Here is a 21,665-nt window from a genome sequence, read left to right on the forward strand (position 1 = left end):
CGTAGGAGGAAACCGCACATGCCTGCCGACCGTATCGACAGCGTCGTCAGCCTGGCCAAGCGCCGGGGCTTCGTCTTCCCCTCCAGCGAGATCTACGGAGGCACCCGCTCGGCCTGGGACTACGGCCCGCTCGGCGTGGAGCTGAAGGAGAACGTCCGCCGTCAGTGGTGGAAGACCATGGTCCAGCAGCGTGACGACATCGTCGGCCTGGACTCGGCGGTCATCCTCTCCAAGGACGTGTGGGCCGCCTCCGGTCACCTCGACGCCTTCGTCGACCCCCTGACCGAGTGCCAGTCCTGCCACAAGCGCTTCCGGGCCGACCACCTGGAGGAGGCCTTCGAGGCCAAGCACGGCAAGCTGCCGGAGTCGCTGCAGGAGCTGAACTGCCCGAACTGCGGCAACAAGGGCACCTTCACCGAGCCGAAGATGTTCAACGGCCTGATGAAGACCTACCTCGGCCCGACCGAGAGCGCCGACGGCCTGCACTACCTCCGGCCGGAGACCGCGCAGGGCATCTTCGTCAACTACAACAACGTGGCCACCGCGGCCCGCAAGAAGCCGCCGTTCGGCATCGCCCAGATCGGCAAGAGCTTCCGCAACGAGATCACTCCGGGCAACTTCATCTTCCGTACGCGTGAGTTCGAGCAGATGGAGATGGAGTTCTTCGTCGCGCCCGGCTCCGACGAGGAATGGCACGAGTACTGGCTCCAGCAGCGCTGGGACTGGTACCGCGACCTGGGTCTGTCCGAGAGCAACCTGCGCTTCTACGAGCACCCCAAGGAGAAGCTCTCGCACTACTCGAAGCGGACCGTCGACATCGAGTACCGCTTCCAGTTCGGCGGCACCGAGTTCGCCGAGCTCGAGGGCATCGCCAACCGCACCGACTTCGACCTCTCGACGCACTCCAAGCACTCCGGCGTCGAGCTCTCCTACTTCGACCAGGAGAAGGGCGAGCGCTGGGTGCCCTACGTCATCGAGCCGGCGGCCGGTCTGACCCGCGCGGTGCTGGCGTTCCTGCTCGAGGCGTACGACGAGGACGAGGCCCCGAACACCAAGGGCGGCGTCGACAAGCGGACCGTCATGCGGTTCGATCCCCGGCTCGCCCCGGTCAAGGTCGCCGTGCTGCCGCTGTCGCGCAACCCGGAGCTGTCGCCGAAGGCCAAGGAGCTGTCGGCGCTGCTGCGCAAGCGCTGGGTCGTCGAGTTCGACGACTCGCAGGCGATCGGCCGCCGGTACCGCCGGCAGGACGAGATCGGCACCCCGTTCTGCGTCACCGTCGACTTCGACACCCTCACCGACAACGCGGTGACGGTGCGCGACCGCGACACCATGAAGCAGGAGCGGGTCTCCCTCGACAACATCGAGGACTACCTGATCAAGCGCCTGCCCGGCTGCTGATCGTTTCACTTCCGTCGATGCGGGGCATGGCTTCGGCCATGTCCCGCGAACTCATGCGCCCCTCCCGGTCGCTGGCGATCATGATCGCGGTCGGCGCGGTCGCCCTTCTGATCTTCGGTATCTCCCAGATGATCATCATCGGTGAGTTCCACTGGTTCGTCGCGCTGTGGCTCGCCGCGGGCATCGTGATCGTCGCCCTTGCGGTGCGCCGCATCCGCCAGAGGCGCTGAGCCCGCCGGCCCAGAAGCCGGATCCGCTCGGGCCGCTGAGCCTGCCGGCTCAGAAGCGGGATCAGCTCGGGGCGGTGAGCCCGCCGGCTCAGAAGACGAAGCCGCCGGGGCGGTCGTTGCGGTCGGCGATCAGTCCGGCGAGCACCGCCACGGCGATCTCCGCGGGGGTACGGCTCCCGATGTTCAACCCCACCGGCCGGTGCACCCGCGCGATCTCCTCGCCGGGCATGCCCAGGTCACGCAGCGCGGCCACGTGTGGACCCTCCACCTTCGGGTTGCCCAGGATGCCGATCCAGCGGGCCTTCCCGCTCAGCGCCTCGCGCAGGACCGGCCCGATCTCCGCCCGGTGATGATCGGTGACCAGGACGTCGGTGTGCTCGTCCGGCGCGGCCGCCGACAGATCCGCGACGACGGTGTCCCCGTGCGGCCGCGGTGTCCCTGCGATCCGGGTCGGATCCGGCTCCACCAGCACCGTCTGGAAGCCCAGCTCCACCCCGAACCGGAACAGCATCTCCGACACCGGCGACTCGAACACGGCGATCAGCCGCCGCGGGCTCAGCTCGTCACTCACCCCCGGAACTCTGCCAGACGTGTATCCGACTTGCATCCGCTCAGGTGGTCGCGTACAAACTAGCTCAGCGCCTATAGTCATGTGCGACGAAAGCTCAACGGCGGCTCGCTGAGCGACTACCCTTCACCCCGGAGGCACGGATGCCCACCTTGGAAGAGCGCGTCACCAACTTTGAGGAGCGCATGGAGGAGCAAGAACGGCTTCGTGCCAGCCAGGATCGCGATCAGTCCGACATCAGCGAGAAGCTGCGTGTTCAGACCGAGCTCATCCAAGCCCTCGCGGATACCCAGTCCGAGCACACCGCGACGCTCAGCCGGCACACCGCGATGTATAAGGAGCACACTGCGGCGCTCGCCGAGCTCACACTCAACGGCTACACCCTCAAAGACGGGATGGAGCAGATCATCGGGATGCTGGACACGCTGATCGCTCGGGAAGACGGCAAGTAGAGCGGGCGATTCGAGGTTGCCGGGGCGGGCGTGTCACCCTAGAGCGCGTGACAGCACCGCTCCTCCTCGGCGACCATCCCGTCAACCCGCCCGTCGTGCTCGCGCCCATGGCCGGGATCACCAACGTGGCGTTCCGGCGGCTCTGCCGAGAGCAGGGTGGCGGGGTCTACGTCTGCGAGATGATCACGACCCGGGCGCTGGTGGAGCGGATTCCCAAGACGCTCAAGATGATCACGTTCGCGGAGGACGAGGGTTTTCGCAGCCTGCAGCTCTACGGGGTGGACCCGGACGTGACGGCGGCGGCGGTGCGGATGGTCGGCGAGGACAACCTGGCGGACCACATCGACCTGAACTTCGGATGCCCGGTGCCGAAGGTGACGCGGCGCGGCGGCGGTTCGGCCCTGCCGTGGCGGCGGCGTCTCTTCGGCCGGATCGTCAGCCAGGCGGTGGCGGCGGCGAAACCGTTCGGCATCCCGGTCACGATCAAGATGCGCAAGGGCATCGACGACGACCATCTGACGTACGTGGAAGCAGGTCTCGCCGCGCAGGAAGCCGGCGTGGCCTGGGTGGCGCTGCACGCCCGTACCGCGGAGCAGCGTTATTCCGGCAAGGCCGACTGGGACGCCATCGCCACTCTGAAGCAGGCCCTGGACGTGCCCGTTCTCGGCAACGGTGACATCTGGGAGGGCTCCGACGCCCTGCGGATGGTCGCGCACACCGGCTGCGACGGCGTGGTGGTCGGCCGCGGCTGCCTGGGCCGTCCGTGGCTGTTCGCCGACCTGGAGGCCGCGTTCACCCAGGGCGCCGGTTATCAGCCGGTGCTGCCGACCCTCGGCGAGGTCTCCAAGATCCTGGCCCGGCACGCGCAGTTGCTGGTCGAGGCCCTGGAGGACGAGAAGCACGGCTGCGCGGACTTCCGCAAGCACGTCGCGTGGTACCTGAAGGGCTTCCCGGTCGGCGGCGACCTGCGCCGCAGTCTGGCGATGATCTCCTCGCTGGCCGAGCTGGACGACCTGCTCGCCAAGCTGGACCCGTCGGTGCCGTTCCCGGCGGACGCGCTGGGCCAGCCCCGGGGCCGGGTCAACGCGCCGGGCAAGGTGTCGCTTCCGCACGGCTGGCTGGACAGCCGCGACGACGACACCGTCCCGGAGGGCGCGGAGACCGACGAGTCCGGCGGCTGATCGCGGGGCTGCGCCACTTCACCTGACCCGGCACGATCACCACCATGCGAGGCGAGGTGGCGGGTGTCCGGGTGTGGCCCGCGGTGGTGTCGGTCTGGTTGATGTGGGCGGTCGTGGCCGTGGTGTCGTTCGGCGCGGTGGCGGGACTGGTGCGGTGGCATTTCGAGTCGACCGTGTGGGGCCTGACCGGAGGGGTGGCGGCGGCCGTCTTCGCCTGCCTGTTCTGCCGGGACGTGAACTGGATCCCGCCGCACGGCACGGCCCTGGCCGAGCGGTACGAGCTGGCCAGGCGCCCGCATGACTGGTGGCTGCACGCGCGGGTGGCGGATCGGATGGCCCGCGGGCGTCCCGCCGAGGCCGAGCGGGCGTTGCGGCTCGCCCTGACCGAGGGCAGCGGAGACGCCTACGCACCTCTGGCGAAACTGCTCCGCCGGCTCGGCCGGGATGGTGAGCTCGGTGAGATCCGGGCCGGGCTGGCACGGACCGCCTCGGTGGAGCAGTTGCGGACGCTGGCCGACCGCAACGAGGAGGAAGCCGCCTTCCGGGACGCCCTGCTCGCCCGCGGGGTGCGGCCGCCGTCGAAGAGAAAGCGCCGTCAGGGCGGCGGATCCGACTACAGCGCCGACTCGCCGGTGTGGGCTTCCGGCCGGAACACCACGGATGGTGGCGGCTACAACGACGGCGGCGGCGGGGGTTCCAGCGGTGGCGACAGCGGTGGTGGCGGCGGCGACAGCGGTGGCGGCGGCGACAGCGGCGGTGGCGGTTGGTGACCGCGGTCGCCGTGCTCGCCGCCGAAAGTGTGTGGAGTTCGGGCGCGAACAGCGGCCGAGCTCCACACACTCCATGACGTGATCTAGGCGGTGATGGCCCACTGCTGGCAGGAGTTGCCCAGCGCGGCCCACTGCCGGACGGCGGTGCCGTCGGCGGTGGCGCAGTCGGCGACGTCGAGGACCAGGCCGTTGCCCCGGTTGGCGATCAGGTAACCGCCGCTGGTGGGGGTGAGGCTCCACTGTTGGCAGGTGTTGCCGAGCGACGTCCACAGGTCTACGGCGGTGCCGTTGGCGGTGCCGCAGTCGACCGAGTCGAGGACGGTGCCACTGTTGGCGTTGGTGATCCGGTAGTAGTTGCTCGTCGTCTTCGTGAACGTCCACTGCTGGCACGCGTTGCCGAGCGACGACCACTGCCGGATGGCGGTGCCGTTGGCGGTGCCGCAGTCCTTCGCGTCCAGCACCTTGCCGGTGGCCTTGTTGACCAGGCGGTACTTCGTGTTCGCCACCGGGAACGTGATGGCGCTGCCCGGGTCGCCGGAGGGGGCGGTCAGCGTGGTCGTGAGCTTGTCGGGCGTACCCAGGTTGGGTGTGCCGTCGCTGTTGAAGGTGACCTTCTTCAGCCGTGTGGTGCGGGTCGCGCCGCAACCCTGCGCCGCCGTCTCGTTGGCGTGGTAGGCCATCCATGTCTCGGTGCCGTCGGGCGACGTGAAGAACGAGTGGTGGCCCGGCCCGAAGACGCCGTTGGCGTCACTGCGCTGGAAGATCGGCGTGGACTTCTTGGTCCACGACGCCGCGGCGAGCGGGTTGCCGCCGGTCAGGGTCAGCATGCCGAGCTTGTAGTCGGGGGTGTTGCAGGAGCTCGCCGAGTAGGTCAGGAAGGTCTTGCCGCCGCGCTGGAGGATGTACGGCGCCTCGTTGACCTTGGTGCCGACCTTCTCCCAGTCGTGGGTCGGGTAGGAGATCCGGGTGCCGTACGCCGACACCGTCCACGGGTTGCTCATCGGCGCGATGAAGAGACTCTGCAGGTCGCCGACCCACGACGAGTACAGGAAGTAGTTCTTCCCGCCGATCGTGGCGACACTGCCGTCGATCGCCCAGCCGTTGCCGGCCTGGACGTCGAGCTGGCCCTTGAACGTGTACGGCCCCATCGGGTCGGTGCCGGCCGACTCCAGCACGAAGGACCGCTGTCCCTCGCAGCAGGCCGCCGTGCCCGCCGTGTAGTAGAGGTACCAGCGGGTGCCGTTCGGCCCGGACAGCTTGTGCAGCTCCGGCGCCCACTCGTTGCAGCAGCTCGCGGTCGCGGAGCCGGTGTGGACGACGGACGCGGCGGCCGCGGGCAGCGCCGCCACCGACTTGGCCCGCTTGATCACGACCTGCTTGTTCCAGGTGGTGGCGGCCAGGTAGTAGTAGCCGTTGTCGTAACCGACCCAGGGATCGGCGGCGTACGGCGCGGCCGAGACCGGGTTGCTGAAACCGACCGCGGCGTCGCTGCTCAGCGGGTTGAAGGCGACTGTCACGTAGGCCGCGGCGGTCATCAGAAGGGTGACCAGCGCGGCGCGCAGGGGACGGATCCGCATCTCAGTAGACCGTCGGCCAGCCGGAGGAGCTCCAGCTCAGCAGGTTGATGCCGAGCTTCGCGTCACCCGCGGCGGTGTAGTAGTGGTAGACCAGCACGTCCTGCGACCCGTCCTTGAACACCGCAGGGTGGCCGGGGCCGTACACGGCGTCGTGCGAGGCGAGGATCTCCGTGCCGCCGCCCGCCGTGGCCAGCGTGCCGGCCCGGTCCTTGTACGGCCCGGTGATGCTGGTGGAGCGGGCCACCATGGTCCGGTACGTGCTCGACGCGCCCTTGCAGCACAGGTCGAACGCCGTGAACAGGTAGTAGTACCCGTTCCGGTAGTAGATGTGCGGCGCCTCGATCGACTTGCTGTTGACGAACCGCTCCGCGATGTGGTGGACGGTGTTGTCGGCCCGCTTGCCGGTCGACGGGTTCAGCTTGATCATCTTGATGCCGCTCCAGAAGGAGCCGAAGCTGAGCCACCACTCGCCGGACGGGGTGACCGTCAGGTTCGGGTCGATCGCGTTGAAGCCGCTGCTCGTGGTGCTCTCGATGATCTTGCCGTAGTTCGACCAGGTGCCGGCCGCGCCGGTGGGGCTGCCGGCCAGGAAGATCGCCGACCTGTTGGAGCCGAACGTCGAGGCGGAGTAGTACATCAGGTACTTGCCGCCCTGGTACGAGATGTCCGGCGCCCACAGGTTCTTGTCACTGGCGGTGTAGGCGTCGGCCCACGGCGTGCCGTTGGGGAAGGCCTTGCCGGCGTCGGCGAACCTGGTCCGGTCGGCCGACGTCTTCAGGCCGATGCCGGGCGACGTGTACGCCATGATGTAGCCGCCGGCGGGCTTCTTCACCATCGTCGGGTCGTGGGCGAACGTGGAGCCGGTGACCACGCCCGGGTTCGGGTACGTGGCGGCGTCGGCCCTCGTCAGCCCGTAGACGCTGGCGCTCACGGCCAGCATGCCGGTCACTCCGGCAAGGAGGAACTTACGCAGGCGGGATCGCATGGGGGATCGCCTTTCGTGTCGGGGGGAACGCTCGGTACGTGTGCGGACGGGCCGGAAAGGTTGCCCGTCGCCCACAGAAAAGAGCGGCACCCCCGTAGATGCGCCGGTGGGCGCGGGATAACAATTTTCAGCGCTGAAATAAGGCGTCAGCGCAACTGGGCCTCGTCGGCGGCGGCCCGCCCGGACTCCCAGCCCTCCAGGCTGTCCACCCGGCTGCCGCGCGTGCGGACCGTACGCGGGAAGACCCGGTCCATCTCCTCGTGGACCTTGATCTCACGGCTGCGCAGCACCGGCAGGAGATCGCCGTGCCCGGTCATCTCCCGCTCGACCGTCTCGCGCAACCGCTCGCCGATCCGCACGCCGTAGGAGACCAGGAACGACCGCCGGAACGCCTTCAGCCGGGCCTTGCGTACGTTCTTCTCGTCCCGGACCATCGCCCGGTTCGCCTGCACCAGCAGCGACGTGTAGAGCAGCTCGACCGCGTCGATGTCGGAGTCGAAGCCGAAGATCGTGCTGAACCCCAGCTCCGGCGACCAGACCGTGCGGCAGGTGTTGGCCCGGGCCACCGCGTCCAGCAGCCCCGCCTTCTCGCTCTCGTAGGGGTGGTCCACGCCGATCCGCCGGGCGAACGGGGTCATGTCCACCGCGGGGGCGGTGACCTCCTCGATCCGGTACCGGATGATCAGCTCCTGGGCCTTGGCGCTGTACGTCTCCGCCTCGGCCGGGAAGTCGGTGGCCTCCGCCTTGGCCAGCAGGGCCCGTACCCGCCCGAGGATCCGCTGGTCGCCGTGGTGCGGCACGGTGGTGAGCGGGGTGCCCGGCGGCGGGATCAGGATCTCGATGGCGGGCAGCCGGCGCAGCTCGCCCAGCAGGTCCAGGGAGGCGTCCAGGACCGCGATCCGGTCCTGTCGCCTACCCACGGGCTTCGGGATCTGGTCGCGCCATCGGGCGTCGACCGGTTCCTTGCCTCGCAGGAACGCGGTGGCCGCTTCCGCGACCAGCCGCGCCTGGATCGGGTTGCCCCGGCGGGCCACCGCCCGGTGCAGCTCCAGCGGCTGCCAGCCGTTGCGGAACAGGCGGTCGAACTGCCCGGTCAGGGCTGTGTCGAGGGCGTCGTCCACCTCGGCGGCGGGCGCGCCGGTCAGCAGGTCGAGCGCGGTCTCGTGGTCGAGTTCCCCGGCCCGGACGCGGTCGACGATCTCGCGGGCCGTCATGGAGCAGATGGTAGTTGCCGGGGTCCTGGTTCCCGGCCAGGACCCCGGCGCCGTGACTGCCGAGCGGCCGGACGGTCACGGAGTGTGCAGCAGGACCTCCCGGGTCTGCCCGTTCAGGCCCACCAGCCGGTAGCCGCCGGTGGCCGGCGCCTCGATCCGCCAGTACGTGCCGTCCAGCGACCGGCGCGAGGCCGAGTCGGTGACCCGGTACCAGCCGCCGGTGGTGTGGGTGAACCGCCAGCGCTTGCCGATCAGCCTGGTGTTCGTCAGGTCGGTCAGCAGCACCTCGCCGACCGGCTGGATCCGGAACTCCTGGCAGTCCCCGGCGGCGAAGGTCTGCACCGCGGCGCCGGCGCCGGCACAGGCGGCGGGCTGGAGGGCCCGTCCGGCGAGCGGGTTGACGATCCGGGACCAGCCCGCGGAGCCGGGGATCAGCCGGAACCGCTGGCAGTCGTTGGCGAGCCAGCCCCACTGGGCGACCGGCGCGCCGTCGGCGTCGACGCAGGCGGCCACCTCGGCGACCTTGTTGCTCTGCCGGTTGGTCAGGCTCACCGCGCCGTCACCGCGGTCGATCAGCTGCCACTGCCGGCAGGGGTCGCCCTCGTCCGGAGCGGCCAGGGTGATGGCGGCGCCCTCGTACCCGCAGCTCGCGTTCGCCAGGACGGCCTCGCTGTCGCGGTGCACCAGCTGGACGTAGGCGGGGCCGTGACCGTACCCGCGGTTGCCGCTGAGCGGGTCGGACAGCCGCGGCCAGCCGTTCACCCAGTTGATCCGCCGGATCGAGCCCTTGGGCGCGCCCGCGTCCGCCTTGTCGTAGTAGTGGTGCGCGAACAGGTCGCCGTAGACGTCACCGTGGCCGGGGCCGGCGAAGTCGTTGTAGCCGGCCAGGATCGGGGTGCCGCCGCCGTCGGTGAGCGCGACCCCGTCCCGGTCGGCGTACGGCCCGGTGATGCTCCGGGACCGGCCGACCATCACCCGGTAGTCGCTGTTCACGCCCCGGCAGCAGAAGTCGAAGCTGATGAACAGGTAGTACCAGCCGTTGCGGTAGGTCACCGACGGACCCTCGATCGCCATGCCGGCACGGGAGGCGATCCGGTGCTCGGTGGTGTCGCTGGTGGAGAGCAGGCCGGTCCGTACGTCCAGCTTGCGCATCCGCAGGCCGTCCCAGAACGAGCCGTAGGAGAGGTACGCGTCGCCGGCCCGGTCGAAGCTGACGTCCGGGTCGATCGCGTTGACGTTCTCCACACCGCTCGTCGTGCGCAGCACCAGGCCCCGGTCCACCCACTGCGGCTTCTCCAGGCTCCGGGTGGTGGCCAGGCCGATCACCGAGTCGTTGGTGCCGAACGAGGAGGCCGCGTAGTACAGGTGGTACTCGCCGTCGAAGTAGTTGATGTCCGGCGCCCAGAAGTCGTCCGGGGTGACGCCGAGCTCGGCGGTGACCCAGGCCGGCGCGGTGTCGAAGACGGTGCCGACGTAGGTCCAGTTGATCAGATCGGCGGACCGCCGGATCGGCAGGTACGTCCGGGTGGCGCTGTCGCCGGTGATGATCTCGTAGTAGTAGCGGCCCTGCTTGATCAGCGTGGGGTCGTGGGCCACCGGGTCGGGGCCGGCCGTGGCGGGCTTCGCCGCGTGGGACGGGACGGCCGGGGCGGGCTCTGCCGCGTCCGCCGGGACGGCCGGGGCGGCGATCAAGAGGAACGCGGCCAGCAGGGCGGTCAACCGGCCCGGCCGACGGTTCTGGCGAAGGTTCACATGGTCCTCACAGACGGATGCGCAGCGCACGGTGCTGGCACACCGGCGCCGACCACATGAGACACGAAAACGCACGTCGAACTGTCGTTCTGGCGTGCGTTCGGCTCCTGCGCTGTCTTTGCAGCGCTGCAAAGACAGGATGCACGCGCCTGGAACGGACGGCAAGAGGTAACGTCCCGGAAACCTTGGTTACGGTTCGGTCTCCGGGGCACATCACCGGCGAGGACGGGGAGGGCGGTGCGGGCCCTCCCCGTCGCCAGGGGTGGCGATCACGCCTCGGGACTCAGACGTCGAGATCGTTCTCGATACGGCGCAGCTGGTGCCGGGACATGGCCAGGTTCGCCCGGTCCCGGCGCAGGGCCACATAGAGGAAGAGGCCCTTCCCCGACCGGCTCGTGAGCGGCCGGATCATGTGGTACTGCGTGTCGAGAGTGATCAGGATGTCCTCGATCTTCTCGGATAGGTTGAGCATCTCCATCGCCCGCAGCTTGGCCCGGACCACATCGGTGTTCCCGGCCGCGGCGACCGTCAGATCGAGGTCCTTGCCGCCGCCGAGCGTGCCCAGGGCCATGCCGCTGGTGTGGTCCACGAGCGCGACGCCGATGCAGCCGTCGATCTCCATGATTTCCTTGAGTGCGGTGTCCATGTCGGGCATGGGATTGTTCCTCCGTTGTGGTGGGATGGTGGTCGATTGCGGTCCGACCTGCCGGTCAGCCGGCCGCCTGACGGCGCCGGACGACGTTCGGCAGGGTGGCCATCGGGGTCCGCCGGGCCAGCGGCGTCGACGGGCCGGCTTGTGTGGGGATCTCCGGGCGCAGCGGGGGCGCGGTCTCCAGCGCCATGATCCGGATCAGGCGGCGTACGCATCGCCGCGCCTCCAGATGCACCATGGCGAGGTTCGCGTCGCCCGAGGTGACCACGGTGAGCAGGGCGTTCGGTCCGGCGGTGTACGAGGTGATGTATCCGCCGTCGCACTCCACCACCGACTCGCGCAGGTCACCGTGATTGACGGCGTGCGCGAACCGGCGGGCCAGTGCCAGGTGGGCCGCGGCCAGCGCGGCCAGGGTGTCCGGCTCGATGCCGTGCGAGTCGTGCGCCACGACCAGCCCGTCGGCGGTGGCCAGCACGCTGCCGGCCAGCTCCGGCACTCTGCTGCGCAGGCGAGCGAGCTCGTCGAGTACCGCCGGATCCACCGTCACTTCTTCTCGCTCCTTCGGCTGGTCGGTGGCGCGCGGGTCACCGCAGTGCCCTCAATGCGGTGCGTATGCGCTTGAGTAGAACCTCATCGGCGCCCTGATGCGCCGGCGGGCTCTCGCCCGCGAACTCCTTGGGCAGCTTCGCGCCGGGTTTTCGGCGGGCCAGCCGCGGTGGCCGGTTCATCCCGGCATTGCCGTCGCCGGGCGGTGGCGGGGCGGGCGGTGGGTCGCCGACGGGCGGCGGGTTGCGGGCCGCCGGTTCCGGACCGGAGATCACCGGTACGGGACTCGCCGGCGCGGAATCCGCCGGTACGGGACTCGCCGACGCGGGACTCGCCGGTACGGAACCGGCCGGCGCGGACCGGCTCACCGGAACCGACGCCCCCCGTGGATGCGGGAGCCGGACGAACTCCGGACCCTCCGGAGCCTTCGTCTCGGGCGGCTCGATCAGCCCCGCCGCGGCCATCCGGCGCAGTTCCGCAATGATCGCGTACCCCGCCCGCCCGAGCAGTTGCGCCAGGTCGGCGGGGGTGCGCTGGCCGTCCGCGTGAACCAGCACCTCCCACTGCGGCGCGGTGACGGTGACCCGTTCGCGGGGCGGCCGGGTCACCGGGATGACCGGCGCCACGTCGATCCGCGGGTTCGGGAAGATCTCGTCGAGCAGCTGGATCCGGCGGCGCACCTCGCGCTCCACCGCCGCCGCGTCGATGTGCACCACCGGCCCCAGCCAGTGCATCGCGCCGGCCAGGAACTCGGCCGGCGCCGCATCGTCGGAGAGCACGAAGTAGGCCGCGTCGTAGGTCGCCCCGAGCACGCACAACTCCAGCTCGCCCTGGGTGAGATGGCCCTGCTCGACCAGCAGCCGGCCCACCCGGGCGGTCGAGGTGCCCAGATCGAGCGCGCTCTGCCAGGTCCGCCCGGCGAGCCGCCCCGACGAGGTGAGCAGCTCGCCCACCCCCGGCGCGGCCGGCGACTCGGCGTACAGCACCCGGCCCTCGAGGACGTAGACCGCGCCGCCTGGATGGCCCTTGACCACCAGCGCTCCGGTCTGCCGCGCCCCGGCGACCCGCGCGAGCAGGTCTCCGGGCGCCAACGTCCTGGTCGGGCCCACCGAACGCTCCTTCGTGGTCAGTGCGTCGAGCATGGTCAGTGGAACGGGTGCGGCCGGTGCGGGTGCTCATCGCGCGACCAGGTCGTCGGCCAGGCGCTGCATCTGGCGGCGGGCCACGGCGAGGTTGCCGCGGACCCGGTCCAGCCACACGTAGAGCACCAGGCGGCTGTCGAACTCGGTCTGGACCATCCGCAGAAGGTGATAGCCCCCGGCGGTGGTGATGATCAGGTCTTCGAGCAGGTCGTGCGGAACCGCGGAGACGAACAGCGAGCGGCTGTTCGCGGCCTGGACCACCTCGGCCGTGCCGGCGGCCGCGGCCTCGTGGTCGGAGTTCGGGGCGGCTCCGGTCGTCGCGACCGGAAAACCGGTGGTGTAGTCGACGATGCTGGCCCCGACGGCGCCGGGGATCGTCATCGCCTCCTGTAGGCAGTGGTCGACGCCGGGCACTTCACTCCTCAGCGCTACGGTCGGCGGTCGGGCGCTTCCCGTCCGCCACCGTGGGCCATCCTCCGGTTACCGGCAGCTGACGGGTCGCACCCGTTGTGCGTCATGGTCCCGTCGCGGCGACTCGGGCCCCGGCGCGCCGGGGGTGTGGCACCGCCCGCAGCCGTGCCGCCGTGTAATGGCCCAGCGCGCCCAGGTCCACGCCGGCCACCTCGCCCAGCCAGTGCCGCTCGCCCGGCACGAACCGGGCCGGCGCGTCGGCCTGCTGCAGCAGCACGTGGGTGGCGTCGGCGATCACCGCCACCACCCGCAGCGCCAGCTCGTTCTGGCCGAGCCAGCCGTCCCGCATCAGCGCCCGGCCGACCCGGTGGCTGCCACGGCCCTCCTGATAGGCCGCCCGCCAGGTCTGCGGGGTAAGCCGCCCGGAGCCGACCAGACGTTCGCCGATGCCTTCGCAGGCGGGTGACTCGGCGTAGGCGATGCGTCCGGCGATCAGGTAGAGCACCCCGCCCGGGGTGCCGCCGACGTGCAGCGCGCCGGTACGTCCCGACTCGCCCAGTTCGGTGAGCAGGCGCCGCATCGATGCGGTCGCCGATGAACCTGGAATCACGGTTCGTCATCCTGAACCCCCCATCGAGGGCCGTCGTCGCACGGCCGGTGCGCTGTTCTGTCCGGTTCACCCGGCCGGATCGCGTAACATGATCGCCATATGTCTATTTCGGGAGGACTCGTGCCCAGTCGCTGGGAGCAGGTCGTGGTGGACGCGCAGGACCCGGCCCGGCTGGGCCGGTGGTGGGCCGAGGCGCTGGGCTACGTGATCGTCGACGAGTCCGCCGACGAGGTGGAGATCCGGCGTACCCCCGACGAGCTGCCCGGCCTGCTGTTCGGCGTCAACAACGACGTCAAGCGGGGGAAGAACCGGCTGCACATCGACCTGCGCCCGGACGACCAGCAGGCCGAGGTGGAGCGCCTGGTCGGCATGGGCGCCCGCCACGTCGACATCGGCCAGACCGACGACGTGCCCTGGATCGTCCTCGCCGACCCCGAGGGCAACGAGTTCTGCGTGCTGAGCGCGCGTTAGTTCAGCTCATGGGGATCATGATCGCCGCCGAGGGCCGGAGGTGGGCGGCCGAGCCCGCCAAGGACAGTGGGTACGGGCGTACCCCGTACCAGCGGGACCGGGCCCGGGTGCTGCACTCGGCCGCGTTCCGCCGGCTCGCCGCCAAGACCCAGGTGCACACCGCCGGGTCGGACGACTTCCTGCGGACCCGGCTCACCCACTCGCTCGAGGTCGCGCAGATCTCCCGGGAGATGGGCGCCCGCCTCGGCTGCGATCCCGACGTGGTGGACGTCGCGGGGCTGGCCCACGACCTCGGCCACCCGCCGTTCGGGCACAACGGGGAGGCCGCGCTGGACGCCGTGGCCGGACCGTGTGGCGGTTTCGAGGGCAACGCGCAGACCCTGCGGGTGATCACCCGGCTGGAGGCGAAGGTTCCCGGCGCCGGTCTCAACCTGACCCGGGCCACCCTCGACGCCTGCTCCAAGTACCCGTGGTTCCGCAAGCCCGGCTACCGCAAGTTCGGCGTCTACGCCGACGACCGGCCGGTCTTCGAGTGGCTGCGGGACGGGCGTGACGACGAGCGCCGCTGCCTGGAGGCGCAGGTGATGGACTGGGCCGACGACGTCGCCTACTCGGTGCACGACGTCGAGGACGGCGTGCACGGCGGCTACATCGATCTGCGTACGCTGCTGGCCGATCCGGACGAGCGGGCCGCGCTCTGCGTCGACGTCGCCGCCACCTACTCCGGCGAGACCTGTGACGAACTGGGCGGCGCCCTCGATCAGCTGCTCGCCGACCCGGCCGTGGCGGCGGTCGCCGATTACGACGGCGGGTACACCGCCCTGACCGCCCTCAAACGGATGACGAGTGTGCTGACCGGCCGGTTCGTCGCGTCCGCGGTCGGCGCCACCCAGGGGCATCACGGCACCGGACCGCTGCGCCGGTACGACGCCGACCTGATCGTCCCGCGCGCCGTCCGGAACCAGTGTGCGCTGCTCAAGGGCATGGCCTACCGGTACGTCATGCGGTCCAGGGCGGCCGAGGACTGGTACGAGCAGCAGCGGACGATCCTGACCGAATTGGTTCAGGCGCTCACCCGTACCCCGGAGAGGTTGGATCCGCTCTTCCGCCCGTTGCATGCGGCCGCCGAGGACGACGCGGCACGCCTGCGGGTGGTGATCGACCAGGTCGCCTCGCTGACCGACCACGCCGCCGTGGCCTGGCATCGGGCGGTCGTCGGGACACGCGGCTGAGGCGCGGCCGACCCTGCTGGCGGACGGCCGATCGCGCGAGGCAGGATGTATGCCGTGGCGGGCAGGGTCAAGGACGAGGACATCGCACTGGTCCGCGACCGGACCTCGATCATCGACGTGATCAGCGATACGGTGACGCTCCGGTCGGCCGGCGGCGGCAACATGAAGGGGCTGTGCCCCTTCCACGACGAGAAGACGCCCTCCTTCAACGTCTCGCCGGCCCGTAACGTGTATTTCTGTCACGGGTGCGGGCAGGGCGGGGACGCGATCAAGTTCCTGATGGACGCGGAGCATCTGTCGTTCATCGAGTCGGTGGAGCGGCTCGCCGGCAAGGCCGGCATCCAGCTGCGCTACGACACCGACACCGGGCCCTCCACGCCGCGGCCGCAGATCGGACAGAAACAGCGGCTGATCGCCGCACACGCCGCCGCTGTCGCGTTCTACCGTGACCAGCTCGGCTCGCCGGGAGCGCGCAAGGCGCGGGAGTTCCTGGCCGAGCGGGGGTTCGGGCGGGACGCGGCGGAGCGGTACGGCTGTGGCTTCGCCCCGGACACCTGGGACGCGCTCGGCAAGCACCTGCGGCTCAAGGGTTTCACCGCCGAGGAGCTGATCACGGCCGGGTTGTGCAAGCAGGCCCGGTCCGGCTCGCTGATCGACCGGTTCCGGCGGCGGCTGCTCTGGCCGATCAAGGACGTGACCGGCGACGTGATCGGGTTCGGCGCGCGGAAGCTGTTCGACGACGACGACGGCCCGAAGTACCTGAACACCCCCGAGACGCCGATCTACAAGAAATCGCACGTGCTGTACGGGCTTGACCACGCGAAACGGGAGATCGCCAAGCGTGGCCGGGCGGTGATCGTCGAGGGGTACACCGACGTGATGGCCTGTCACGAGGCGGGCGAGCCGACCGCGGTGGCGACCTGCGGCACGGCGTTCGGGGTGGATCACATCCAGGTGCTGCGGCGGCTGCTGATGGACAGCGACAGCTTCACCGGCGAGATCATCTACACCTTCGACGGGGACGCGGCCGGGCAGAAGGCGGCGCTGCGGGCGTTCGAGGAGGATCAGCGCTTCGTCGGGCGTACCTTCATCGCGGTCTCGCCGGACAACATGGATCCCTGTGAGCTGCGGCTGGCCCGCGGCGATCTGGCGGTCCGCGACATGATCGCGGGCCGGGAGCCGCTCGTCGACTTCGCCCTGCGCCAGACCATCGCCCGCTTCGACCTGGACACGGTGGAGGGCCGGGTGGAGGCGATGCGGCGTGCCGCGCCTCTGGTCGCCAAGATCAAGGACCGGGAGAAGCGCCCGGAGTACGCCCGGAAGCTCGCCGGCGACCTCGGCATGGACCTGGAGCCCGTCCAGCGGGCCGTCCGCGCCGCCCAGGCCGGCAACGAGGCGCGCGCCGAGAGGAGCTCCGGCTCGGTGCACAGCACCCAGCGCCTGGCCGAGCGGGAGGCCCTGAAACTCGCTCTGCAGTGCCCGGGCCTGGCCGGGTCGATGTTCGACACGCTTGCTCCGGAGGACTTCGGCGACGAGATCCTGCGTTCGATCCGGGTCGCGATCGCGGCCGTCGGCGGGACCGCCGCGGCGATCAGCGGCGCCAACTGGATCGAGGCGGTCCGGGACGCGGCCGAGGATCTGGGCGCCAAGGCCATGGTGGGCGAGCTGTCCGTGGAGCCGTTGCGGGCCGACCGCGAGGCCGACCCCTCCTATGTCTCGCAGCAGGTGGCCCGGCTCCAGCTGCCCCGGGTGATGGCCCGGATCCAAGACATCAAGTCCAAGATCCAGAGGATGAACCCGGTCAAGAACCGGGACGAGTACTTCGCGCTGGCGGGCGAGCTGTTCCCCCTGGAACAACATGCGAAGGCGCTCCGGCAGGCGGCGTTCTCCTACGACTCGGCGCACGGATGAGGTGGCCCTTGACGATGTTCGAGTTCCTCCGGCGGCGTCCCCGGCTGCCGGCCGCGTCCCGGCCCCCGCTGGCCGACGGCGAACGCGTCCTGGCGTGGTGCCCGGTCGCCGACTCGGCGGACGTGGTGGTCGCCACCAACCACGGGCTCTGGCTGCCCGGCGTCGCCGGCCGGCTGGGCTGGCACGAGGTGCACAAGGCGGCCTGGTCCGGGCGGGAGCTGCGGATCACGCCGGCCGAGGTCGCCGAGGAGCGGGACGGGTACACCGTGCTGGTGGACGCGCCGGTGGTGTCGTTCCTCCTGCTGGAGCCGGCGGAGCTGCCGGACCAGGTGCGGGCCCGGGTGACCCGGTCGGTGGCGTACACCGCGCACCACCCGCTCCCCGAGGGCGCGGTCCGGGTGGTCGGCCGCCGGGTGGCCGGGCGCGACGGGCTCAGCTGGGCGGTCCGGTACGACTCCGGCACCCCGGTGGACAGCGAGCCGGTGGTCCTGGCGACCGGGGAACTGGTGGGCGCGGCGCGGGATTCTGTCGTACCCCCTCCGTAGGGTCGCGAGGGTGAACTCCCTCATCCACGCGCGCGGTCTGGTCAAACGGTTCGACGGGTTCACCGCGGTCGACGGCATCGACGTCGACGTGCGGCCCGGCGAGGCGTTCGGGTTCCTCGGGCCCAACGGCGCGGGCAAGAGCTCCACCATGCGCATGATCGGCTGCGTCTCCCCACCCAGCGACGGCGTGCTGCGCATCCTCGGCATGGACCCGCGGCGGGACGGCCCGGCGATCCGGGCCCGGCTCGGCGTCTGCCCACAGCTGGACAACCTCGATCCCGAGCTGACCGTGCGCGAGAACCTGACGACCTATGCCCGGTTCTTCGGCATCCCGCGCAAGGTGGCCCGGGCCCGGGCCACCGAGCTGCTCGACTTCGTGCAGCTGGGGGAGCGGGCCGGCAGCCGGGTCGACCCGCTGTCCGGCGGGATGAAACGGCGGCTCACCATCGCCCGGGCGCTGATCAACGAGCCCGACCTGGTGCTGCTCGACGAGCCGACCACCGGTCTCGACCCCCAGGCCCGGCATCTGGTGTGGGAGCGGCTGTTCCGGCTGAAGCAGCAGGGCGTCACGCTGGTGCTGACCACGCACTACATGGATGAGGCCGAGCAGCTGTGCGACCGGCTCGTGGTGATGGACGGCGGCCGCATCGTGGCCGAGGGCTCCCCGCGCGAGCTGATCGCGGCCCACTCCACCCGTGAGGTGGTCGAGCTGCGGTTCCCCACCGAGGACCAGGGCGCCTATGCGGACGAGCTGAAGGGCATCGGCGAGCGGATCGAGGTGCTGCCCGACCGGATCCTGCTCTATGTGGCCGACGGCGACGACGCGCTGGCCGAGGTGCACCGGCGCTCGCTGACCCCGGTGGGCTCGCTGGCCCGCCGCAGCAGCCTGGAGGACGTGTTCCTGCGCCTCACCGGCCGCACCCTGGTGGACTGAGATGACCGCCGCGACCTACGTCTTCGAGTACCACCTGGTCAACTACCGCCGCACCTGGCGGGCCACCGTGCTGTCCTCGGTGGTGCTGCCGCTGCTCACCATGCTCGGGTTCGGCCTCGGCGTCGGCGCGTTCGTGACCGGTGACGTGCAGGGCTTCTCCTATCTGGAGTGGATGGTCCCCGGCCTGATCGCCACCACCGCCGTGCAGACCGCCGTCGGCGAGGCGACCTGGCCGGTGATGAGCGGCTTCGCGTGGGTGAAGAGCTATTTCGCGCAGGCCGCCGCGCCGCTGCGGGCCGGTGACATCCTCGGCGGGCACCTGGCCTTCATGCTGTTCCGGGTGCTGCTCAGCGTCGCCTCGTTCCTGCTGGTGGCGCTGCTGTTCGGGGCGATCCGGTCGCCCGGGGCGGTGGCCGTCCTGCCGATCGCGGCGCTGCTCGGGTTCGCCACCGCGGCGCCGGCCGCGGCCTACACCGCGTCGGTGACCAGCGACATGTTCCTGGCCGTGCTGTTCCGTTTCGTGGTGCTGCCGATGTCGCTGTTCTCCGGGGTGTTCTTCCCGATCGAGTCGCTGCCCGGGGCGCTGCGCTGGATCGCCCATGTGCTGCCGCTCTGGCACGGGGTGGACCTGTGCCGGACCGCCGTCCTGGGCCTCGACCCCGGTCCCGGAGCCGTGTGGCACGTGCTCTACCTGCTGCTCTGGGGCGTGGCCGGCTGGTTCCTGGCGGTGTGGCGTTACCGGCGGCGGCTGGTGTTCTGAGATGACCGGAGGTGTGGCGACGTGCTGACCGTGATGCTGCCCCGGCTGGCGGGCCTCAGTGGCGCCGGGCGCCGTTCGGCCGCGGTGGCCGGGCGTAACGTGTCGGCGCTCAAACCGGCGTACTGGCTGGTGATGCTCGGCGGCCTGCTCGACCCGGTGTTCTACCTGTTCTCCATCGGCATCGGGGTGGGCTCGCTGGTCGGGGAGATCCCGCTGCCCGGCGGCCAGACCATCGGGTACGCCGAGTTCGTGGCCCCGGCGATGCTCGCGGCGTCGGCGATGAGCGGGGCGATCGTCGAGACCACCTTCAACTTCTTCGGGAAGATGAAGTTCATGCGGCTGTACGAGGGCATGCTCGCCACCCCCGTCCGGCCGATCGAGATCGCGCTGGGTGAGCTGGGCTGGGCGATGCTGCGGGGCAGCCTCTACTCGGCCGTCTTCCTGGCGATCATGGTCGCGATGGATCTGACCAGCCCGCTGCGGGCGCTCGCCGCCTTCCCGGCGACGGTCCTGGTCGGCTTCGCGTTCGGCGCGCTCGGCATGGCCATCGCGACACTGATCCGCAGCTGGCAGGACTTCGACATGATCGGCGCCGGCCAGTTCGCGCTGTTCCTGTTCTCCGGCACCTTCGTCCCGGCCACCACCTATCCGGCTGCGCTCCGCTGGCTGGTCGAGATCACCCCGCTGTACCGCGCGGTCGATCTGATCCGCGGCATCAGCCTCGGCACGGTCGGCCCTGTCCAGCTGCTCGACGTGCTCTACCTGCTGGCGCTGACCGCCGGGGGCCTGGCCGTCGCCGGCCGCCGGATGGAGCGGCTGCTGTGCCGCTGACATGGCCCCGAAGGGTCGCGGACGGGACGGAAGGTTAGGGAAAGCGTGACGGAGGGCAACTGACGTGTAGGCCGTCTGCGCACGTCGTGGTGGGGACACGACGTGTGGACCGGCCGGGAGCCATCGCTTCGGACCGGAGGGAACCCCACCATGAAACTTTTCCACAAGGCTGACGAGACGTCGTCACACGCCGCCGGTCCGGACGACCGGGAGGCAGCCGAGGCGCGCCGTCAGGGAAACACCGACTACGACGTGGCCGCGGCGGCCACGGCGCGGACCGGAGAGGACCGCGACGTGGATCTCTCCGCGCCGGGGCCGGACGCCGGGCCGGACAGTCCCACCCAGCTCAAGGGCAAAGGCATCCTCGCCGCCCTGAAACGCACGTTCAAACAGTTCTCCGACGACAACATCTCGGACTGGGCGGCCGCGCTCACCTACTACGGCATCCTGTCGATCTTCCCGGGTGTCCTGGTGATCGTGTCGCTGCTCGGCATGATCGGCAACGACGGTCAGCAGACCGTGCGGGACGCGGTCAGCGAGATCGCGCCCAGCGCGAAACTCCAGGAGTTCGTCGAGCTGGTGCTGGGTCAGGTCCAGGGCACCGGCAAGGCCGGACTGGCGGCGATCATCGGTCTGGTGGTGGCGTTCTGGTCCGCGTCCGGCTACATCGCGGCGTTCATGCGCGCGTCCAACTCGATCTACGACGTGCCGGAAGGCCGGCCCATCTGGAAGACCCTGCCGATCCGGGTCGGCGTCACCGCTCTCGTCGGCGTCATGCTGATCGCCTCCGCGGCCATCGTCATCTTCACCGGTGAACTGTCCCAGGTCGTCGGGGAGAAGATCGGCCTCAGCGGCGTCTTCGTCACCACCTGGAACATCGTCAAGTGGCCGGTGCTGGTCATGCTGATCAGCCTGATGTTCGCGGTCCTGTACTGGGCCTCGCCGAACGCGAAGACCGGCGGTTTCCGCTGGGTCAGCCCGGGCGGCATCTTCGCGGTCGTGCTGTGGGTGGCGGCCTCCGCGGCGTTCGCGCTGTACCTGGCCAACTTCGCCAACTACAACGCGACGTACGGCACGCTCGGTGGTGTCATCGCCTTCCTCGTCTGGCTCTGGATCTCCAACATGGCGATCCTGCTCGGCGCGGAACTCGACGCGGAACTCGAGCGCGGCCGGGCGATCGCGGCCGGCCACCCCGCCGACGACGAGCCCTTCCTCGAACTGCGTGACACCCGCAAGCTCAAGAAGGGCAGCGAGCGTGGCCTGAGCGAGGGCTGACCCGCTTGTCCGCTTCACCCGCGCACCGCCCTTACGTGCGCACCACGAAGAAGCCCGGAGCCGCCCCTCCGGGCTTCTTCGTGCCCGCAGTCGGGGGAGTGTCGGTACAGGGGATGTCACGTCCCGTCCGGCCCGGAACTGTCCGCCGGCCAGCGGGGTTACTTCCGGCTGGTCGTCACTGCTGTCTCGGGGCGGGCGAGACAGCAGTGACGACCAGC

23 protein-coding genes are annotated in these 21,665 nt (G+C 70.5%); 13 read left to right on the plus strand and 10 right to left on the minus strand.

The window, feature by feature from the left end; translation table 11 throughout:
- Positions 1-18: 18 nt before the first annotated feature.
- Both Aut01nite_RS38435 and Aut01nite_RS38440 read left to right on the plus strand, forming a co-directional pair.
- A complete protein-coding gene (locus Aut01nite_RS38435) occupies positions 19-1,398 on the plus strand; it encodes a glycine--tRNA ligase (protein WP_043526207.1) in 1,380 nt (459 codons plus the stop codon).
- Positions 1,399-1,436: 38 nt separating this feature from the next.
- Complete coding sequence (locus Aut01nite_RS38440; protein ID WP_152628768.1) at positions 1,437-1,628, plus strand: hypothetical protein; 192 nt, start codon at positions 1,437-1,439, stop codon at positions 1,626-1,628.
- Between the two features lie 88 nt (positions 1,629-1,716).
- Here Aut01nite_RS38440 and Aut01nite_RS38445 read toward each other — a convergent pair whose 3' ends face one another.
- A complete protein-coding gene (locus Aut01nite_RS38445) occupies positions 1,717-2,199 on the minus strand; it encodes an XdhC family protein (protein WP_043526203.1) in 483 nt (160 codons plus the stop codon).
- 140 nt (positions 2,200-2,339) lie between these two features.
- Between Aut01nite_RS38445 and Aut01nite_RS38450 the strand changes: the two genes are divergently transcribed.
- From Aut01nite_RS38450 to Aut01nite_RS38460, 3 genes are read left to right on the plus strand one after another with little or no spacing between them, the layout of a single operon-like run.
- Positions 2,340-2,648: a hypothetical protein gene (locus Aut01nite_RS38450; RefSeq protein WP_043526201.1), complete on the plus strand. Its 309-nt coding sequence runs from the start codon at positions 2,340-2,342 to the stop codon at positions 2,646-2,648.
- A gap of 47 nt (positions 2,649-2,695) precedes the next feature.
- The gene (gene dusB / locus Aut01nite_RS38455) at positions 2,696-3,829 is read left to right on the plus strand and encodes a tRNA dihydrouridine synthase DusB (protein WP_043526199.1); all 1,134 of its coding nucleotides are present in this window, start codon (positions 2,696-2,698) and stop codon (positions 3,827-3,829) included.
- Positions 3,830-3,873: 44 nt separating this feature from the next.
- Positions 3,874-4,599, plus strand: a complete 726-nt coding sequence (locus Aut01nite_RS38460) for a hypothetical protein (RefSeq protein WP_043526197.1) — start codon at positions 3,874-3,876, stop codon at positions 4,597-4,599.
- An 83-nt stretch (positions 4,600-4,682) separates the two neighbouring features.
- On the opposite strand, the gene Aut01nite_RS38465 is transcribed toward Aut01nite_RS38460, so the two are convergent.
- From Aut01nite_RS38465 to Aut01nite_RS38505, 9 genes are all read right to left on the minus strand, one after another.
- Complete coding sequence (locus Aut01nite_RS38465; RefSeq protein ID WP_043526196.1) at positions 4,683-6,176, minus strand: family 43 glycosylhydrolase; 1,494 nt, start codon at positions 6,174-6,176, stop codon at positions 4,683-4,685.
- Between the two features lies 1 nt (position 6,177).
- Positions 6,178-7,161, minus strand: coding sequence for an arabinan endo-1,5-alpha-L-arabinosidase (locus Aut01nite_RS38470; RefSeq protein WP_201775533.1), 984 nt, complete (start codon positions 7,159-7,161; stop codon positions 6,178-6,180).
- A gap of 146 nt (positions 7,162-7,307) precedes the next feature.
- Positions 7,308-8,375, minus strand: coding sequence for a DUF2786 domain-containing protein (locus Aut01nite_RS38475; RefSeq protein ID WP_043526194.1), 1,068 nt, complete (start codon positions 8,373-8,375; stop codon positions 7,308-7,310).
- A gap of 75 nt (positions 8,376-8,450) precedes the next feature.
- The gene (locus Aut01nite_RS38480) at positions 8,451-10,127 is read right to left on the minus strand and encodes a family 43 glycosylhydrolase (protein WP_052163866.1); all 1,677 of its coding nucleotides are present in this window, start codon (positions 10,125-10,127) and stop codon (positions 8,451-8,453) included.
- Positions 10,128-10,410: 283 nt separating this feature from the next.
- Positions 10,411-10,782, minus strand: a complete 372-nt coding sequence (locus tag Aut01nite_RS38485) for a hypothetical protein (protein ID WP_043526192.1) — start codon at positions 10,780-10,782, stop codon at positions 10,411-10,413.
- A 55-nt stretch (positions 10,783-10,837) separates the two neighbouring features.
- A complete protein-coding gene (locus Aut01nite_RS38490) occupies positions 10,838-11,326 on the minus strand; it encodes a roadblock/LC7 domain-containing protein (RefSeq protein ID WP_043526191.1) in 489 nt (162 codons plus the stop codon).
- Between the two features lie 37 nt (positions 11,327-11,363).
- The gene (locus Aut01nite_RS38495; protein ID WP_043526340.1) at positions 11,364-12,434 is read right to left on the minus strand and encodes a DUF4388 domain-containing protein; all 1,071 of its coding nucleotides are present in this window, start codon (positions 12,432-12,434) and stop codon (positions 11,364-11,366) included.
- Positions 12,435-12,500: 66 nt separating this feature from the next.
- On the minus strand, positions 12,501-12,881 hold the full coding sequence (locus Aut01nite_RS38500; protein WP_204037898.1) for a roadblock/LC7 domain-containing protein: 381 nt from the start codon (positions 12,879-12,881) through the stop codon (positions 12,501-12,503).
- A 100-nt stretch (positions 12,882-12,981) separates the two neighbouring features.
- Positions 12,982-13,488: a DUF4388 domain-containing protein gene (locus Aut01nite_RS38505; RefSeq protein ID WP_152628767.1), complete on the minus strand. Its 507-nt coding sequence runs from the start codon at positions 13,486-13,488 to the stop codon at positions 12,982-12,984.
- A 120-nt stretch (positions 13,489-13,608) separates the two neighbouring features.
- Between Aut01nite_RS38505 and Aut01nite_RS38510 the strand changes: the two genes are divergently transcribed.
- From Aut01nite_RS38510 to Aut01nite_RS38545, 8 genes are all read left to right on the plus strand, one after another.
- Entirely contained in the window at positions 13,609-13,959 is a 351-nt protein-coding gene (locus tag Aut01nite_RS38510) for a VOC family protein (protein ID WP_043526187.1), read from the plus strand.
- A gap of 17 nt (positions 13,960-13,976) precedes the next feature.
- The gene (locus Aut01nite_RS38515) at positions 13,977-15,191 is read left to right on the plus strand and encodes a deoxyguanosinetriphosphate triphosphohydrolase (RefSeq protein WP_043526336.1); all 1,215 of its coding nucleotides are present in this window, start codon (positions 13,977-13,979) and stop codon (positions 15,189-15,191) included.
- A gap of 45 nt (positions 15,192-15,236) precedes the next feature.
- Entirely contained in the window at positions 15,237-17,102 is a 1,866-nt protein-coding gene (gene dnaG / locus Aut01nite_RS38520) for a DNA primase (RefSeq protein WP_043526186.1), read from the plus strand.
- A 14-nt stretch (positions 17,103-17,116) separates the two neighbouring features.
- The gene (locus tag Aut01nite_RS38525; RefSeq protein WP_043526184.1) at positions 17,117-17,647 is read left to right on the plus strand and encodes a hypothetical protein; all 531 of its coding nucleotides are present in this window, start codon (positions 17,117-17,119) and stop codon (positions 17,645-17,647) included.
- Between the two features lie 10 nt (positions 17,648-17,657).
- A complete protein-coding gene (locus tag Aut01nite_RS38530) occupies positions 17,658-18,581 on the plus strand; it encodes an ABC transporter ATP-binding protein (RefSeq protein WP_043526183.1) in 924 nt (307 codons plus the stop codon).
- A 1-nt stretch (position 18,582) separates the two neighbouring features.
- The gene (locus Aut01nite_RS38535; RefSeq protein ID WP_043526181.1) at positions 18,583-19,341 is read left to right on the plus strand and encodes an ABC transporter permease; all 759 of its coding nucleotides are present in this window, start codon (positions 18,583-18,585) and stop codon (positions 19,339-19,341) included.
- A 33-nt stretch (positions 19,342-19,374) separates the two neighbouring features.
- Entirely contained in the window at positions 19,375-20,172 is a 798-nt protein-coding gene (locus tag Aut01nite_RS38540) for an ABC transporter permease (RefSeq protein WP_373871569.1), read from the plus strand.
- Between the two features lie 150 nt (positions 20,173-20,322).
- Entirely contained in the window at positions 20,323-21,447 is a 1,125-nt protein-coding gene (locus tag Aut01nite_RS38545) for a YihY/virulence factor BrkB family protein (RefSeq protein ID WP_043526178.1), read from the plus strand.
- The last annotated feature ends 218 nt before the right edge of the window (positions 21,448-21,665 follow it).

Origin of the sequence: Actinoplanes utahensis (genome assembly GCF_016862455.1) — a bacterium.
GTDB lineage: Bacteria > Actinomycetota > Actinomycetes > Mycobacteriales > Micromonosporaceae > Actinoplanes > Actinoplanes utahensis.